11 protein-coding genes are annotated in these 18,674 nt (G+C 34.5%); all 11 read right to left on the bottom strand.

What is annotated here, in order from left to right:
- Positions 1–174: 174 nt before the first annotated feature.
- On the bottom strand, positions 175–1,431 hold the full coding sequence (gene hutI / locus CN601_RS01305) for an imidazolonepropionase (RefSeq protein ID WP_098169735.1): 1,257 nt from the start codon (positions 1,429–1,431) through the stop codon (positions 175–177).
- On the bottom strand, positions 1,431–3,107 hold the full coding sequence (gene hutU, locus CN601_RS01300; protein ID WP_098169825.1) for a urocanate hydratase: 1,677 nt from the start codon (positions 3,105–3,107) through the stop codon (positions 1,431–1,433). Before hutU ends, hutI begins: the two co-directional genes overlap by 1 nt.
- A 275-nt stretch (positions 3,108–3,382) precedes the next feature.
- Complete coding sequence (locus CN601_RS01295) at positions 3,383–3,877, bottom strand: GNAT family N-acetyltransferase (RefSeq protein ID WP_098169734.1); 495 nt, start codon at positions 3,875–3,877, stop codon at positions 3,383–3,385.
- A 199-nt stretch (positions 3,878–4,076) separates the two neighbouring features.
- A complete protein-coding gene (locus CN601_RS01290; RefSeq protein WP_098169824.1) occupies positions 4,077–4,595 on the bottom strand; it encodes a DinB family protein in 519 nt (172 codons plus the stop codon).
- Between the two features lie 322 nt (positions 4,596–4,917).
- Positions 4,918–9,078 carry a S8 family serine peptidase gene (locus CN601_RS01285; RefSeq protein WP_098169733.1) on the bottom strand — a complete coding sequence of 1,387 codons (4,161 nt, stop codon included), beginning with the start codon at positions 9,076–9,078 and terminating at the stop codon, positions 4,918–4,920.
- A gap of 629 nt (positions 9,079–9,707) precedes the next feature.
- Positions 9,708–10,124, bottom strand: coding sequence for a tetratricopeptide repeat protein (locus CN601_RS01275; RefSeq protein WP_098169732.1), 417 nt, complete (start codon positions 10,122–10,124; stop codon positions 9,708–9,710).
- Positions 10,125–10,244: 120 nt separating this feature from the next.
- Positions 10,245–11,714, bottom strand: coding sequence for a response regulator transcription factor (locus CN601_RS01270; protein ID WP_098169731.1), 1,470 nt, complete (start codon positions 11,712–11,714; stop codon positions 10,245–10,247).
- Between the two features lie 775 nt (positions 11,715–12,489).
- On the bottom strand, positions 12,490–13,434 hold the full coding sequence (locus tag CN601_RS01265) for an aldo/keto reductase (RefSeq protein ID WP_257131580.1): 945 nt from the start codon (positions 13,432–13,434) through the stop codon (positions 12,490–12,492).
- Between the two features lie 67 nt (positions 13,435–13,501).
- On the bottom strand, positions 13,502–14,008 hold the full coding sequence (locus CN601_RS01260) for a protease inhibitor I9 family protein (protein ID WP_257131572.1): 507 nt from the start codon (positions 14,006–14,008) through the stop codon (positions 13,502–13,504).
- A gap of 104 nt (positions 14,009–14,112) precedes the next feature.
- A complete protein-coding gene (locus tag CN601_RS01255; RefSeq protein ID WP_098120371.1) occupies positions 14,113–14,340 on the bottom strand; it encodes a hypothetical protein in 228 nt (75 codons plus the stop codon).
- A 203-nt stretch (positions 14,341–14,543) separates the two neighbouring features.
- Positions 14,544–18,665: a S8 family serine peptidase gene (locus CN601_RS01250; protein ID WP_098169730.1), complete on the bottom strand. Its 4,122-nt coding sequence runs from the start codon at positions 18,663–18,665 to the stop codon at positions 14,544–14,546.
- Between the last annotated feature and the right edge of the window lie 9 nt (positions 18,666–18,674).

Raw genomic sequence — 18,674 nt, 5'->3', positions numbered from 1 at the left:
TATTAGTTGGATTTCCTATACCAATATGTGGAAAAATATTCAGTCTGATACTCATCTAATCCATAATGCTTGTCACTTTCAAATCTTGAATCGTTAATTGATCTCTAATTTTCTTTTTTATGACACCAAATAAAAAAGAGAAATTGCCTAAGCAATTCCTCTTTTTTGATGAACTTATTGTACTTTTATACCTTTTTTCCAAACAGATTTGACATGGTTAACGCCAAATAAGTATTGTAATTCTTGATAGTTTTTAACATTCCATAATACTATATCTGCTTGTTTTCCAACTTCAAGTGAGCCGATTTGATCTTGACGATTAATTGCACATGCAGCATTGTAAGTAGCTGCTGTTAAGCTTTCAGCCGGAGTCAGTCTCATTGAAATACAAGCTAAGTTCATTACAAGTGGCATAGAAGTTGTTGGTGAAGAACCTGGATTGCAATCAGTTGAAATTGCTACAGCGACACCTTCATCAATCATTTTTCTACCTTTTGCAGCATCTTCGCGTAAATAAAGTGCAGTTGCTGGAAGAAGGCAGGCAATTGTTCCTGATTTAGCCATTGCTGAAATACCTTCATCAGATGCTTTTAATAAATGTTCCGCTGAGATTGCGCCAACTTTAGCTGCTAATTCCGCTCCGCCATACGGTTCAATTTCATCTGCATGGATTTTTGGAATTAGATCATATTGTTTACCTGCTTCTAAAATTCGCTCTGATTGTTCTGGTGTAAATACACCTTTTTCACAGAAAACGTCATTAAATTCTGCAAGTTTTTCTTCAGCAATAATTGGTAGCATGTCATTAATTAAATGATCAACAAACTCGTCTTCTCTTCCTTTAAACTCTTTTGGAACTGCATGAGCACCCATAAAAGTAGGAACTAATTCTACGGCATGCTTATCTTTTAATTTTTTCATTACTCGTAACTGTTTCATTTCGGTTTCTAAATCCATACCATAACCGCTCTTACTTTCAACAGTTGTTACACCGTGTGCGATGAATGAATCTAGACGGCGCATCGTTTGCTCCATCAATTCTTCTTCAGTCGCTTCACGAGTCATGCGAGCAGTGGCATGAATTCCGCCACCCTCATTCATAATATCCATATATGTTGCACCTTCAAGACGCATTTCAAATTCACGCTCGCGGCTTCCACCATACACAACATGTGTATGTGGATCTACTAGACCAGGAGTAACAAGATGGTTTGAAGCATCTACTACTTCGGCTTCATGAATTTTTTCTGCATAGCGATCTTGAATTTCATTTGTTGTACCAACAGCTTGGATTACTCCATCTTCAATCCACAAGCTGCCATCCTCTATTAAACCAAGAATTGACATTGCTTCCTTTGCGCGAGGACCTTTCACTTCTGAAGCAAGTGTTGCTAATTGAGCTGCATTTTTAATCCAAATTGGTTTTGTCATTACTTATCAGTTCCTTTATCAAGCATTGGGATGTTTACTCCTCTTTCACGAGCAGTTTGTTTAGCTAACTCGTAACCTGCATCGGCATGACGAACTACACCCATTCCAGGGTCAGTAGTTAATACGCGCTCAATACGTGCTTCTGCTTCTTTTGTACCATCAGCAACGATTACTACACCAGCGTGTAATGAGTAACCCATTCCTACTCCACCACCGTGGTGAACAGAAACCCAAGTAGCTCCACCAACAGCATTAATCATTGCATTTAAGATTGGCCAGTCAGCTACTGCATCTGATCCATCCTTCATGCTTTCAGTTTCACGGTTTGGAGATGCTACAGAACCTGAATCTAAGTGGTCACGTCCAATTACGATTGGCGCTTTTAATTCACCGTTTGCAACCATGTCATTTAAAATTTTACCGAAACGAGCGCGCTCGCCGTAACCTAACCAGCAAATACGAGAAGGTAAGCCTTGGAATTCAATTTTTTCTTGTGCCATACGAATCCAGTTACATAAATGCTCATTATCAGCAAATTCACGTAAAATAGCTTGGTCAGTTTTGTAAATATCCTCAGGATCACCTGATAATGCTACCCAACGGAAAGGTCCTTTACCTTCACAGAATTGTGGACGGATATAAGCTGGAACGAATCCTGGGAAATCAAATGCATTTTCTACGCCTTCATCTTTTGCAACTTGACGGATGTTATTACCATAGTCAAATGTCACAGATCCTTTTTCCATCATTTCAAGCATTGCTTTTACATGTGTTGCCATTGAAGCTTTTGAGCGTGCAACATATAATTCTGGGTTTGAAGCTCTTAATTCTGCAGCTTCTTCTAAAGACATACCAGATGGAGTATAACCGTTTAATGGATCGTGCGCTGATGTTTGGTCAGTTAATACTTCCGGAATAAAGTTTCTAGCGATCATTTCTGGTAAAATATCAGATGCATTTCCGATTAGACCGATTGATAATGCTTTACCTTCTTTTTTCGCTTCTTCCGCAAGACGAATTGCCTCATCTAATGAATCTGTTTTTACATCTGTATATCTAGTTTCAATACGACGGTCGATTCTTGTTTCATCTACATCGATACCGATACAAACTCCACCATTCATAGTAACAGCAAGTGGTTGAGCTCCACCCATTCCACCAAGACCAGCAGTAACTGTAATTGTACCTGCAAGTGTACCGTTGAAATGTTGTTTTGCTAATTCAGCGAATGTTTCATAAGTCCCTTGAACAATACCTTGAGAACCGATATAAATCCAGCTACCTGCTGTCATTTGACCGTACATCATTAAACCTTTTTTATCTAATTCGTGGAAAGTATCCCAGTTTGCAAAAGCAGGAACAAGATTTGAGTTTGCAATTAATACACGTGGTGCATCAGTATGCGATTTGAAAATTGCTACTGGTTTACCAGATTGAACTAATAATGTTTCATCATGTTCTAAATTCTTTAATGACTCAACAATTGCATCAAAGCACTCCCAGTTACGAGCTGCTTTACCAATTCCACCATATACGACAAGATCTTCTGGACGCTCTGCTACATCTGGATCTAAATTATTCATTAACATACGAAGAACTGCTTCTTGTTGCCAACCTTTTGTATTTAATTCTGTACCTCTATATCGAACAACTTTATCTTGTGTAACCGTATTCATCATTAATTACCCCCTAGATGTGATGTTTTCAGTCTAACACGAATTTTCCGAAATCTAATTATAAAATAATGATAATTTTATAATTTGTTTCATTTTACTTATCTTTCAATTTTATTTTTATAAACTATCTCAAAATCGATTAATTAATTGGCTCTATTTGATTTTTAAACTAAAAAAGAGGCTGCCTCAATAGACAACCTTTAGGAACAAAGCAATTATAAAATTCATTGTTAATATGATCGATTCAGTCTAAAATTTTCAGTTTCCACTAATATCTATTCAACTAAATACTTATAGAATTTTTTATCAACCTTCATAACTGGAAAATTCTCAGGCAAATCTGTATGTTCTAAACTTGTAAATCCATTTTTTTCATAAAATCTATGAGCAGCTAAAAATTGAGGAGTTGTCCCAAGATAAATTGCTTTTATTGATTTTTCTTCTGCCCATTTAATAGCATTATTTAATAAGAGACTGGCAGTTTTATATTTTGCACCTCTATATTCTTTGTCTACAAACATCTTTCTTAACGCAACTTCTTGATTCCCTATGTCTAAAAGACTAATAGTACCAACTACTTTATCGCCGTATAGAGACATCCAAAAGTTCCCGTTTCCATTCTGATAAAACTCTTCGATCGTAAACAAATCAGGCTGGTCATCTTTGGTGATTTTAATATTGTATTCTTGTTGTTGAATAGCAAGAATTAAATCTACTACTTGAGCTTGATAATCATTAGAGTATTCTTTCACAATAGGATTACTGTTCATCACTTTACACCGCCTTTAAAATTTTTACACTTACTGTTTTCAATATAGAGACCGAGATGTCCTTTTTCTTATTTAACTATACAGCTTAATTTGTAAAGTTTCTAACTACACCTATCATCTTCGCCTCAATATTTTTGTGCTTCCTTAATTTAAATACCTGCATCAGCGATTCATTTCAAACCGTTGATACAGGCTATTTTTAAGTATTCTTATATAATTTACGAATCATTCTTATTTGGCCACGATGATTGATTTCGTCCTCAAATACATGAAACCATTTAAAGTAGTTAGTAGCTTGTGATCTTCCAAAATCTGATTTTTCATATAACCACTCATCTGAAAGTGTATTAAATTTTGCATATGTATCTTCTCGAATCTCATCTAAAAGATTTATATAATAGTTTGCATCTTTACCTTTAATACTTTCTCTAGCCCCTTCATCTAAATCTAAACCAGGTAACCATTTTGCTTCTTCTTCTGAATTCAAATCACGATTTTCAAATGTATTAAGTTGATACCAATACTCAACCCCTGCCATATGAGTTAATAGCATTCCAATTGTATTACCTGTTGGAGAGTGCAAATAATCTAGTTCTTCAACTGTAATATCTTTAATTGCTTCTAGAGTCGTATATCTTACATAATTCATCATTGAAATTAATGTATTAAAATCTCCTTTTACTCCATCTTGTTCTCCGACTAGTAATAAATTTTTCATTTCGATCATTGCTGCATCCCCTTTCGTTTTTTGACCAGTCTATTTATTTCTATATAATTAGGAAAAATTCCTATACAATATACAATATTTTTTCAATTTAAGTAACAAGTAACTGCGCAGAAAAAGAACGCACTAATAATTATGCGCTCTTTTAATTTAGTATATAGCAATATTTATTTTATATTTTATAAGGAATTAACTCAAAGCTAAAAATTTTATTCTGATTATCAAACATTGCAAACCGGCTTAATAATATCCGTTTAACAAAAAAAGAAGATATCTTAGATATCTTCCTTTTTTTACTAGTATTCTATCAATAATTTTAGTTCTGTAATTCTTTTAAGATCTTTTCTAATGTAATGTTTTTTAATTTTTTCTGAGGAGATGGTGGGTTCATTACACTTACATTTTGACGTAAGTAGTTTTGTTGCACAAATGCTAAATCTTTCTCATTTACAGTTCCGTCAAAGTTAATATCTGCACTACGTTTATTTGTTCCCCAATAAGTTTGAATCATCAAAGCATCCATGATGTCAATCACATTATCTTTGTTTACATCCCCTGCAACCACCGGACGAACAAAACCTGGGCGGTTTGTTCCAACATACTGATCGTCAATATATCTTCCTGCCTGAATTTGTTTGATAACAGTAAAGTGACCTGGAATGTCTTCCACAAAAGTAAATGGCTTATCTGTTAATGGCAAATTATTAAAAGTAACATTTCTTTGTGTGCCATTTGAATCAAATACTCCTTTATATTCTTTTCCCGTATAATCAATTAACTTAACGGAAGCCCCAATGTTATTATAATTTGTCACTCCAGCCATTAAGCCTTCTGGTACTTGTGTATAGAATGTTTGAATAGAGTAACCTAAACGCACATAAAATTGTGCTGCACCCGCTGCGCCTAAGTCTCGTACTACTGAAACTTTCTTGCCGTCGATATTTAATCCATATGCCTCTGTAACATTGACCGCAAATGGTGTGGAAAGATTACCTGTTGGAACATCATTAGGTACTTTTAACTTTACATCCACTAATGGAAGTTCTTCTTCTGGCATTAATTGATCTCCATTTTGCTTTACGTTGATTGTTAAATAATTATAGCTACTGTCGCTTGTCTGTGAAGTTACGTTCACTTGGCCTATATTGGCAAAATTCGAATTTGCTTTTATATCCTCTATTATCATAGGTTTTGGAACCCGAACCTTAAACTCGCTACCAACAAAGTTCTTCATATGTTTAGAACTTAACGTAACAGTTACGTTTTCATTAGTAAAAACAGATTCTTTATTTGCTGACGCTTTTATATAAGAGGTCCCTTTTGGAATAAATGTGAATGTATTATTTAGAAAGTACTCTCCGTTTTTTGCATAATCACCGAAGAATAAGGATGTTCGTTTGATCGATTGTCCATTAATCGGTAAGTCGTATTTGAAATTACCATTCTCATCTGCATTAACAAATACTAAAGGATATGCTGGATAAACATTATTTTCAAGAATATTATTAATTCTTATGCTATATAAAAAATTATTAGTTAGCCCATTAAGTAGACCATCTGCTTTCATTTCTTCTACTTCTTTGTCAAATACATGACCAGAAAAAGTATAGCTTGTTTGATCTGGCTCAACCTCTATAATTCCTGGTTTTTGATTTAGAGTGTATTCAGTAGGTGAATTATCAATCCGAAAATTACTGTATCCAGTAAAGGTTTTACCGCTATCACTCGTTGCGATAAACTTCAAATGATACTTACCAGGGGGTGCCAATGTTGGTTCTTTTATGATTGGTTCATCTGGATTATTCGAAAACGGATGATAATATCCGTTACCATACAACCCTGGAACCATAGCCATGAATGGCCCCATAGGATAATAGCGATTTTCAACTACTCGTGAGACATCCAAAGACCCAACAAAACCTAACTCTTTATTTGTTTTTGCATCAACTAATACAACATCAAGTGACTTCATAGGTGATTTCAACATGACCCAAGAAGCAGTTCCTGTAAAGAATTGTGGTTGATAAGATTCAGTAAATGGATCGAGTGTATTAAAAACTACATTAATTGGTGTATTATTATCAACTTCAATTCCATCTTCAACATAACGAACCGCAAACGGTACTTGATAAGTTTCAGAAGGGTTATCTCGATTTGTATATACAATATAACCTTCATATGGTCCTTTTTCTGCTATTTTAGGAATGATGAGAGATACGGTTGTATTCTTACGACTACCTCCTTTTAGTTTAATAGAAGAATCTGTAATAATCTGCACATCATTTTTTACGTCATCCTTTGCTTCTTTTACATTTGTTTGAAAGTGTACCTTTACGTCAAATGTTTTTTGTTGCTTGCCACTATTATTTAAAGTAATTTTTCGGGTTTCTACTAAATCTTTTCCAGTGTATGTTAATGCTCCAAAGCTAATACCACCCGTTTGTTCTTTGATTTTCTTGTATTTTCCATCAAGAAGAGTTGTTGTTTGATCTTCAACTTGAATCTTCATATCTGAATGAACTGCCTCGTAAGCGTCCACTCGTCCTGCACCTTCTTCATAAACACTGTAAGGCTGAGCTAATGGATCAGCAGTATTCATTAGGATCGTTTTTATATCTTCTGGCGTTAATTTCGGATTAGATTGGAGCATAAGTGCTGCAACTCCTGATACATTAGGAGTTGCCATAGACGTTCCAGAAAGTCTTGCATATGAATACTGGTAATCGTCAATATGTGATGGTCCATTTTTATAACTCGGAACCGTAGACATGACAGCAACGCCTGGTGCAGTTATTTCTGGCTTTACATCAAATGATGGACGGGCAGGCCCACGTGAACTGAAATCAGCGAGTAGATCTCCTGCTGTCTGTACTGCTCCCATTTCTTCAAAAGTAAAGACTGCATTTTGAGAAGCTGATTTTTCTTTTAAATTTAGTCCTTGTTTATTATTAACTGAAAAGACCGGAATAAAATCGTAATTATCAGCTATAAATAAGGGTATTTGCCCTTCGTTTGCTTTCGTGTTCCAAACGAAAACAGCTGCCGCACCTTTGGCTTTTGCGCGTAAAATATTTTGTGCAAGAGCTCCATCATTCCTCTGTAAAATAACTATTTTTCCCGTCACATCTTTATTAGTATAATCTTGCTCTAAACCTGAGCCAACATCTACAAGCGGAAGTGATTTACCTTTCAAATTCTCAAGATGGTCAGAGAATCCTTTAGTAATTAAATTTAAATTAATTTTCTCTGTCTCTTCTCCTGGTTGCAATTTGCCTATGAATGTTGGAATTTTTATAGGAGCGTTACTTGCCCCAACTGTTAGTGCCAATGCCGCTGAACCAGGTGTTCCAAGTGAATAAAAATCATTTCCTTGGTTACCCGCTGCCACTACAGCTACAACTCCACTCAAGACAGCATTATTAATCGCTATACTAGAAGGATCCATTGAATCGTTATTATTACTACCAAGTGACAAGTTAATAACATCCATACCATCATTCACTGCCTTATCAATTGCAGCAATAACATTTTCCGTTGAACCACTTCCATATGCCCCCAAGACACGATAAGCATATAGATCTGCCTCAGGCGCAATACCAGTTACTGCATAGTCCGATTTATTTGCTCCACGACCTGCAATAATTCCTGCTACATGAGTACCGTGTACAGTATAATACGTACTTCCACTGGAAACTTCCGCTTCACCAGATTTTTTCCAATCATCATAAGTTGTCTCCATAGGATCATTATCGTTGTCAACAAAATCATATCCGCCTTTATATGCAGCCTTTAAATCTGGATGATTATAATCGATCCCAGTATCAATTATTCCGACTTTGATTCCTTTTCCTGTGTATCCCTCTTGGTGAAGCTTATCCACTCCCATAATAGAGCTACTTTCGGACACACCAGTTGTTAAAACACTTTCAGTTTCTTGATTTTCAACTGGCGGTTCGGCCTGTACTTTAGTATTAGTCCATATGGATTTAACCACATTAGATTTAAGTAAGTCCTTTACCTTATTTGCGGGAATGCTCATCGAAACCCCATTAAAAACTCTTTTAAATGATTTTTTGATTTTATATGGTAATTTTTTTTGTGCCAATTCAGTTTGAAATTGTTGATGATCATCATTTACATCATCCTCTGCCTCTACAGTTGAAAGAGTATTCCCTTTTAGACTTTCCATTAAAACTGCAGTTTTAGCTGGATACGACTTAAATTGGACAATGACAGATACTTCCGCTCCGCTATCTAAATTTGTTTCCGGCGACAGCATCAACCCAGTATCTTCCATTGTCTCCAGTTTGTTAATCGCTTGTTTTTGCTCTTGAGTCATACTTGCCAAAATGGTCTCCGCACTTGAATTAGCATACACTTTACTAGGAGCATTACTATGAGAGAAATATAAATTACTAGCTAGAAATCCAATTCCTAATGTAAGTGTAGTTGCTTTTTTAATAATTTTTTTACTCATTTTCTAACATCCTTCCAAAGTAGTAAAGCAATTAAAATGTAACTTTTTTAAAATAGAAAATCCTTAAAAAGTAGAGTTTGAGCTATTTCTTTAGCCCATCAATCATTCCATCTTACTGCCTTCTATTTTTTAGTATAGTTACAGTTTATGTATTTTTACTATTTTGAAAATTATGTCAACTTCACTTGCTATAAAGTATAGTAAATAAAATATTACTTTACTCACAATAAGACTTATTTAAAATATTACTCAAATTATTTCTTTAAAACCTCTTTTCATTAAATAAGATAAGCAAATACCTTTGAAAAACAATTAAATAAAAAATAAAGGAGGGAAATCTCTTACGAGATTTCCCCCTTATCAAACTGTAAGTGTCCTATTAAGGAATTGACTACTCTAGTTTTCTCTTTTGAAATCTCTAATCCTCATTATTTTCAACTTTTCTTTAGATAAGGTCGCTGCTTTTTCGATTGATTCTTTTGATTTTGCAAATAAAAGAAAATCATCCGCAAAACGTACGAAGCGAATACCATTCCCAATCCAATTCATTAAGATGTACATTTGCTAGTGATGGTGAAAGGACTCCACCTTGAGGAGTCCTTTTTCACAGTCAATATCTGTTCATTCTTCTATATTATCGAAAGTATTAGTTTTAAGTATTTTGGATCTTCCTCTTTAAAAATCTCCCCAGCCTTTAGCAAATATGCTCTCAATAAACATTCTTTTGCTTTTTCTACATCATTTGTTTCAAATAAGACCTGTCCTAATCTCAATAGAATATATGGATTGTTCATGCCTCCAGGACAATTAAATGCATCATAAAAATAATTCTTTGCTTGGGAATAATCGTTTAAATAAAAATAAACATCTCCGATTGATGTTAGAACCCTAGTACTAGCTTCCCATGTAAATTTAGGCTCAGGTATTAATTCTAACGCCTCTTTCAATTTTTTAATGGTACCATCAATATCTTTTGCTTCAAATAAAGCATCGGCTTCCTCATAAAGTTCTACTATATATTCATAAGTTACTTCTTTAAGTTCCATAAGCTCTCCTTTATTTTTTAATATCGTTTGATGGTAATTGATTACAGTTTTCCTAAAAGAAATACCATAACAATCAAGCGTATTCTCCTTACTTCTTCTAATAAAAGACTTGCTTTAATCCTATAAACCAGATCGATAAACTAAAGGAGTACATCCTTCAAGCTGTTTAAATTTCGCATTAAAATATGATTGATGCGAATAACCAATTAATCTTGAAATCTCATCTAATGGCAGGTCTGTTTCATCTAATAATCGTTTAGCTTCCCTAATTCGTACTTCGTGAAGTGTATCCCTGAATGAATGATTTGATTCAGCTGCGAATCGGCGGCTAAGAGTACTTTTATTGATTCGAAGTGCTTCTGCGCAGTCAGTTAGACTCCAACTTGCATTCCAATAATTCGATTCAATTAGCTCCCTCGTTTTCTCAACTAATGTACGATGACCCTCTTGGGAAAAATCATTTCCATGCACTAATAGATTTGTAGTAAAATCTAGTAATTCTTGAACAATTCGATAAATAATTGGTCCATGCACAATTTTTTGGAAAATATCATAATAGATCCCTTCCCATGATACATTTTGAAGATTATTCGATTTCATATATCTCCTAATTTGTGCAAGTACGCTTGTTAATCTTATTCGAACAATTTCTGGATCTGGATAAGGCTGTTCAAAAGTTAAAAATTCCCGTTCCATCCAATCCCGAATTGCTTTTGCATCTCTTTTTTCCAGCATTTCAATCCAATGACGTTGCTCTAAAGGTGTTAAGAATGGATCCTTTTCTTGATACGGCATTGGTTCATTTTCCGCCAAAATAATATCGTAACCTTCAAAGAAGATTCTCCGTGTAAGCTGAAGTGTTTGTTCATAAATATCTTTTAATGTTTCTTCTGGCGCACCGACTTTCATGACAATTGAAAGTGGCTCGTCCATCATTTCTTTCCATCGAGAAAGAAATGCATTATATTCATCCTGCAATAACACTTCTTCATCTACTTCGTGAACACATAGTATGAAATCAGATAATACGAATAAACGATTATTCCCAGTAAAAGGATTTCGTTCCAATGCTGTATACACAAGCGGAAGTGTCCCAGAATTTGGTGTCAAAAAGGCAACCATCGTAATCGGACCATCATACTTCCGTTCATTCAAAAAAAGATCAGGATAATCTATGTTAAATGAGTTGATTTCTTCACTATTTTTTATATTAAAATATCGCTCTTTATTACGAATTTGATAACGTAACTGCTGAATATGCTTAATTAAATCGGTAGGAGAAAATGGTCGAAATAATACATCCTCCGCTCGATATTGTAATGCAAGATACGCCGTTTGGAAGATTCGCTCAGATGAAATACCTAACCAACGAATTGAAAACTTTTGAATTAAATCACCAAATCTTTCACTCTCATTTTTCCAATTGTCCATATCAAATATAACAAGGTCTGGCTGTTGCTTTTGAATTGCATTTTCAAATTCCACCATTGTTTTCCATAAAACAAGGTTAATACCAGTAAAGTGCGATTCCACGACCCACCGAATCCCCGAAGCCTCTAACTCATCTTTTGCAACTAAATGAATCTCCATCGCCTTTCACCTTCACTTCTTACTTTTTTTACTATAATAGCAAATTTATTTTGATTTTGTAGAATAAAAACAATTCACATTTCAAATTTTTTTATTTTTCAGTCTAAAAAGTAAAAAAATTTGAAATATGAAACCCGTATGAGGAACATTTTTTCTGATTTTGTGCTCTTTTTCTTGCTCATGAACCTTCTATGAGTAACCATTTTGTGGATTTCTTCCCTTTTACTTACTCATGAACCTTCTATGAGTAACACTTTTGTAGATTTCTACCTTTTTACTTACTCATGAACCCTCTATGAGTAACACTTTTGTAGATTTCTACCTTCTTACTTACTCATGAACCCTCTATGAGTAACACTTTTGTAGCTTTCTACCTTCTTACTTACTCATGAACCCTCTTTGAGTAACACTTTTGTAGATTTCTACCTTCTTACTTACTCATGAACCCTCTATGAGTAACTATTTTTCAGATTTCTGCCCTTTTACTTACTCATGAACCCTTTATGAGTAACTATTTTTCAGATTTCTGCCTTTTTACTTACTCATGAACCCTCTTTGAGTAACACTTTTGTAGTTTTCTGCCCTTTTACTTACTCATGAACCCTCTATAAGTAACACTTTTGTGGATTTCTTCCCTTTTACTTACTCAGAACCCTTTATGAGTAACCATTGTTGATATTTCTACCTTTTTACTTACTCATGAACCATGCATTAGTTGAATAAAAAATCGAACCTATAAAAAAGAGACTACACACAAGGTATAGTCTAAAAGAATTTATAAAAACCATTTTTTACGTGGGACGGCATAATACTCCCCAGCAACACTCTCCTGCGGTACAGCATTTTCAATCCGTACTAAATCTTCTGGACTTAAATCTAGATTAGTCACGCCTAACATTTCTCGGAGCTGCGTTCTTTTTCTAGCACCAACTAATGGAATAACGTTTTCTTGTTTGGAAAGGACCCACCCTATTGCAAGCTGGGAAACAGGTATGTGTTTCTCAAGTGCGATTTCTCGTAAGGCTTCAACAAGCTTTAAGTTCTTTTCTAGATTTTCGTTTGTGAATCTAGGGGCCTTCATTCTCTTATCATTTGAACTGAATATACGATCTTTTGTCCATGCTCCACTTAATAACCCTCTTGAGAGTACTCCGTAAGCAGATAATGTTATTCCCAATTCTCTTAGAGTAGGTAAAATTTCTAACTCGATTTCCCGATTAAATAACGAGTATTCGGACTGTACCCAGCTTAGTGGATGAATCGCGTGTGCACGGCGTATTGTTTTAGCTCCTACTTCAGATAGACCTATATGGCGTACATAGCCTTCTTTTACTAAATCACTAATTGCTCCAATCGTTTCTTCAATTGGGATAGATGGATCGATCCTTGCAGGTTGATATAAATCTATATAATCTGTACCGAGCCGTTGCAACGTATATTTAAGAAAATCTTTAATCGCTTCTGGTCTGTTATCTTCTACTCCAAATTTGTCACCAGGTGAGCTGTGTTTACTATCAAACTTTACTGATATAAACATATTCTCTCTACGAAACCCTCGAAGAGCTTCTCTAATTAATACTTCATTATGACCATTACCGTAAAAATCTCCTGTATCAAAAAGTGTTATTCCACTTTCTAGTGCTTCTTGAATTGTCGCTATACTCTCATTACGGTCAGTTTCCCCGTAAAGCCAAGACATTCCCATACATCCGAGACCAATCTCAGAAACTAAAGGACCATTTTGTCCAACTATCCTCTCTTTTATAAAAATCCTCTCCCATTTTAATTTACTTCTGATTAAACGGTGTAACTGGAGGCATAATATGCACTTTTTTATTTGGATAAATTCTTGCAATTACAGTTGATTGAGATAATCGCTTAATATCTTTTCCTGGTATTTCCATAGATACACCATTAAGTGCAGTCTTATAAACATGCCTAATCTTATATGGTACCTGTTGATCCTCTAAGAGCGTTTTTAATTCCTCTTGAAATTTTGCGTGACTCTCTTCCACTTGTTTTGTCGCTTCTTCTAAAGTAAGTTGCTCTCCCGCTGCCTCTGCTACTTTCACTGCTACAGCTGCAGGTTTTGTTTTAAATTCAATAATAATTGAAGTCATTTCGTTTGTTGAAAAATCAATTGATGGATCAACATAAAAAGAAGGGTTCATTGTTTCATTCTCCACCTTTATCTCATCATTATTTTTTGTAGTATTCATGGTATTTCCATTACATGCGCTCATAATAAAAAGCATTGCTATAAATAATATACTTCCTCTATAAAACTTCTTCATATTTACTACATCCCCTTCAAGAACTGATTAATAAAAAAAGACAATCTATCAGGATTTTGTCCTTTAGAGTGTCCTTTCAAACATATTTCTGCCGTTAAAATATGTCATCTGTATGAATCGTTTAAAAATTCAATATGATAATTGATTGTTCTTAAATAATGTTTAGTCGTATCCTTAGAAAGGCTCTTAATCCTTTTTAACATGTGAATACTTAAAACTTTTTCATTATTATAGATTCTATATTTTTTTAAAGTTGAAAGTCTATGATTATATTGACTAGCTTTTACTTCGTTCAGTTTTTTTACATTTATCAAATAATCTGTAAAGTTCATAATTGCTCCTCCTACTTGTATAGAACAACGAATTTTAGTAAAAAGAACTAGTCCTACTATTAAAACCTTTCTTAGGACCAGTTCTTTAATTCATTCTATTTAGCATGTCTACATTTTATTCACTTTAATGTTTTATAAATATAAAAATCCTTCTAGCAGACTACTGTTACTATCTACTAGAAGGGTTTGACTTATATAACTATTTAATTAATCCCTAACTCAACCTTAATCTCATCAATTGTTTTACCTTTATATTTTTTAACTGGTTTTGGCGCATCCTCAACCGTTGGATTTTGCATTAAGTAATTTTTTTCAAAGAAAGCAAAATCTTTTGCATCAACGATATTATCAAAATTAATGTCTGCGCTTCGTTTATTCGTACCCCAATATGTTTCGATGTATAGTGCATCCATTATATCGATTACATCATCTTTGTTTACGTCTCCTGCGATTGCAGCTTTAAAGCTTATTTCAGGATTCCAGTGTGCTGCTTTCGTACCTTCATCATTTAAAAAGCCCACGTGGAATGGCACATACATTGTAAAATGACCAGGTAGATCAAGTGCAGCTCTCATCTCTTCAATTGTAACTGGTAGTTTTTCTACTGTTGGTGAGCCAGATGAAGAGATTACCCCTGGATAAGTAGTTCCACTTTGGTCTTTTACAGAAAGAACTGCACCAATTTTTGAAGGATCTACTCTCCAAGTTTCCCTACCTTCTCTTTTCAATGATTCTGGAATTCCAATACCTCCAGTAATTTTCGAATGAATCGGTTGGCTCCAAATTGGCGTAATCGCAGATACCATTGTAACGGTTTGGTTCATATCATTTACGTATGAAGCTGTAGGTGTTCTGAAAGTTGATAATATATTATATGAATCATTTTTTACATTTAATGTTACTTCTGCAAACGGTACATTACCTGTAACTTTTCCATCAATCATATCTACATTTACATTCAAATTAGTATAAGAGCCTGATGGCACTGTAGTGGTTGTAAGCTTAGCAGTTCCAAATTTTTCGATTGCCGGATTCAGTTTTACATCGACAATCTGTAGTTGATTACTAGTAAACCCAAAGCTAGTCGCTAGTTTTTTCGCATCTGTTAGATTACTAGCTGTTAAAGTTAATTTAACATTTCCACCTTGATTGACCATTTTTTGATCAACACTTCCATATACAATTGGAGTGCCTTCTTGAATAAATGTATAGTATTTATATCGGTCACCGTTCGCCGCTGAATTATATCCACCAAGTTCAACATTGAAACTTTTTGCAGTAATTGGAATATTGTACGAGAAATTACCGTCCGCATCAGCATAAAACGCATTTGTAAAAATTGAACTATTATTTTTTTCCAATACAAAATTGCCAGATTGATCAATTGAAATGCCTTGCTTTCTATAGTCATCCTGTGTTTTATCAAATACTCTGCCATTAATTGGATAAGAAGTCGTACCAGGCTTGTACTCAATAACACCTTCTTCTAAATCTGTTGTAAATTTAGGACCTGTAATATCAATCATAGAATGGTCTTCCATCGTAAATGTTTTACCTTCTCGATTTGTACCAATTATTTTAACTTTATAATGTCCTGGGCCATACGGTATTTTTACTTTTGTAGATGAAATAGGTTGCTTTGGATTTCCTGTGAACGGTAAATAATATTCAGTAAATGCTCCATCAATATAATAATCTGTGTTTTCATTGTACTGAGCTGTATTTAATGCTCCTAAATAGCCAATCTCTTTATCTGTTTCACCATCGAGTAAAACAAAATCAATTGTTTCCATACTGGATCTTGCATTAAAAACAACACCAGTTGCAGAATTTAATAAAGGATAATAAATATTATAATCAGAAGTCATCATCTTGTTGTAAGTCGCCATTGAATTAAAGCCTTCTTCTACATAATGAACGCCAAATGGGATTTGATAATGTTCAGTTGGATCCGCATTATTTGTAAAAACGATATAGCCTTCGTAATTTCCTTTTTCTGCAGTTTTTGGGATGTTTAAATTCAATTTTATTGATTTTGAGCTAATGCCATTTATTTTGACTGAAGTTGGCCCTGAAATCGTCACATTATTTTTTGATGCATCTTTTGAATTTCTAAGTCCAGTGTTAAATTTGGCTTCAATGCTAAATGTTTTCGATTTTTCACTTCTATTTTTCAATATAATATTACGCGCAGAAGCTTGATCCTTCTCACTAAAACTAATCGAACCGAAACTCATTGCACCTGTTAACTCACTAATTGATTTTTCTTTTCCGTTAATTAATGTTGGCGTTTTATCTACAACACTAAGTTCAACATTTGAGTGAATTGCTTCATAAGCATCTACTCTTCCACTACCAATCTCATAAACACTGTAATCTTTCGATAATGGATCTGCCGTATTCATTAAGATTGATTTTATATCTGCTGGTTGTAACTCTTTATTCGATTGCAGTAATAATGCAGAAACACCTGCGACATAAGGAGTTGCCATAGATGTACCAGATAAACGTTCATATGCTATTTTATAATCTTCCGGTTTTGTTCCATCGCCTGTTTTGTTATTAATATAAAAAGGAACAGTTGAAAGGACTGCAACTCCTGGCCCAGTAATCTCTGGTTTAATATCATAATTTACTCTTGAAGGACCTCTTGAACTAAATACTGCTAGCTCATCATCTGGCGTCTTTATTTTTGTAAAATCACCAAATGTAAAATCAGTATCTCCCGCTTTCATTGCTGCTAAGATTGACAAACCGTCTTCATATGAAACTGAGAAACTAGGAATTGAGTTAATCGACTCTCCCAAATATCCTTGAATAAGTCCTTCTGATTTATTTACTTCATTGTTATAAATAACAACACCAAGCGCGCCTTTACTTTTTGCCAACTTAATTTTATCTACGAATACAGTGTCTCCACGAGAAATAAAAGCAATTTTGCCATTTACATCTTTTCCGTTATAATCTGCTGCTTTACCAAGCCCAACATCAACTAATTTATATGTCTTGCCTTTTAATGATGGTAAGTCATCCGTATAATTTCTTGCCATCTCTCTTACATCATAATTTTTGCCATTTTGTAATCCAGTAAATTGATACATATTAATGGCAGTTGATGAAGCACCAACAGTTAATGCTAAAGCGGCAGCACCTGGAGAACCTAAAGTATACATTTGATTCCCACTATTACCTGCAGCTACAACAGTTGTTACTCCACTTAATACTGCATTGTTAACCGCCACTGATGTAGCATAAAGAGGATCATTCAAAGATGCACCTAAAGACATATTAATGAGATCCATACCATCCGCTACAGCTTTGTCTAATGCCGCAATAATATTAGCAGTTGTCCCACTACCATAAGGTCCTAGTACTCTATAAGAATAGATATCTGCTTCCGGAGCTGTACCTACCGTTTTATATTCACTTTCAGCTACGCCACGACCGCCGATGATTCCAGCAACATGCGTCCCGTGTTCTGTATAATATGTACTTGAGTTAACAATTTCTTGTTTCCCCGATTTTTTCCAATCTGCATATGTTGTCTCCATCGGATCATTATCATTGTCTACAAAATCATATCCGCCTTTATAAGCATCCTTTAAATCTGGATGGTTATAATCAATCCCTGTATCTAGTATTCCAATTTTGATTCCTTTTCCCGTATAGCCTTCAGTGTGTAAACGGTCTAAACCGTCATATGGCGAATAATAAGCGACATCAAACTCATCAGCTTTTAATTGAATATTTTCATCAGATTGTTTTGGTGGATCAATCGAAAACTTTTCATTGTTCCAAATCGTTTTAACAGCTTTTGATTTTAATAGGTTCTTAATTTGATTCGCTGGTAAACTCATCGCCACGCCATTAAACGCATGTTTATATGAACGATTAATTTTAAAGTTTACTTTTGATCTTTTTTCATCAACTAAAACCTTACTTACATCTGCCTGGAAATCCTCATGATTCTCATCTACTAGTTTAGAAGCTTCAGTTTCAGAAAGCTGTTTTCCTTCAATACTTGCTTCAATTTGTGCAATCTTCGCAGGTTCATTAGCAAACTCAACGATTACGTTTGTTTGTTCATTCGAATATAAATCTACATCTGACGAAATTTGCAGTCCTTTTGACTCATTTGTTTTTAACTCATTTAATGCTAATCTTTGCTGCAGTGTTAAATTTGCAAGCATGTCTTCTACTTTCGTGTAACTGACAGCTTTTGTGGCGTGACCTACATTGCCAAATGATGTTAAAATCACACTCGATGATAATGCAACGACTGTTATCCCCTTTAGCAAACTTTTTTTCTTTAAACTTATTTTCATCTTCTTCCC

Origin of the sequence: Bacillus sp. AFS017336 (assembly GCF_002555445.1) — a bacterium.
In the GTDB taxonomy this organism is placed as follows: Bacteria; Bacillota; Bacilli; order Bacillales; family Bacillaceae_G; genus Gottfriedia.
This window is presented reverse-complemented; position numbering and strand designations above follow the sequence as displayed.

Excerpts from the sequence above, each read along its gene's own strand:
- CN601_RS01260 (WP_257131572.1), bottom strand. The coding sequence starts at position 14,008 with ATGAAGAAGTTTTATAGAGGAAGTATATTATTTATAGCAATGCTTTTT.
- hutU (WP_098169825.1), bottom strand. The coding sequence starts at position 3,107 with ATGAATACGGTTACACAAGATAAAGTTGTTCGATATAGAGGTACAGAA.
- CN601_RS01275 (WP_098169732.1), bottom strand. The coding sequence starts at position 10,124 with ATGGAACTTAAAGAAGTAACTTATGAATATATAGTAGAACTTTATGAG.
- CN601_RS01255 (WP_098120371.1), bottom strand. The coding sequence starts at position 14,340 with ATGAACTTTACAGATTATTTGATAAATGTAAAAAAACTGAACGAAGTA.
- hutI (WP_098169735.1), bottom strand. The coding sequence starts at position 1,431 with ATGACAAAACCAATTTGGATTAAAAATGCAGCTCAATTAGCAACACTT.
- CN601_RS01295 (WP_098169734.1), bottom strand. The coding sequence starts at position 3,877 with ATGAACAGTAATCCTATTGTGAAAGAATACTCTAATGATTATCAAGCT.
- CN601_RS01290 (WP_098169824.1), bottom strand. The coding sequence starts at position 4,595 with ATGAAAAATTTATTACTAGTCGGAGAACAAGATGGAGTAAAAGGAGAT.
- CN601_RS01285 (WP_098169733.1), bottom strand. The coding sequence starts at position 9,078 with ATGAGTAAAAAAATTATTAAAAAAGCAACTACACTTACATTAGGAATT.
- CN601_RS01250 (WP_098169730.1), bottom strand. The coding sequence starts at position 18,665 with ATGAAAATAAGTTTAAAGAAAAAAAGTTTGCTAAAGGGGATAACAGTC.
- CN601_RS01270 (WP_098169731.1), bottom strand. The coding sequence starts at position 11,714 with ATGGAGATTCATTTAGTTGCAAAAGATGAGTTAGAGGCTTCGGGGATT.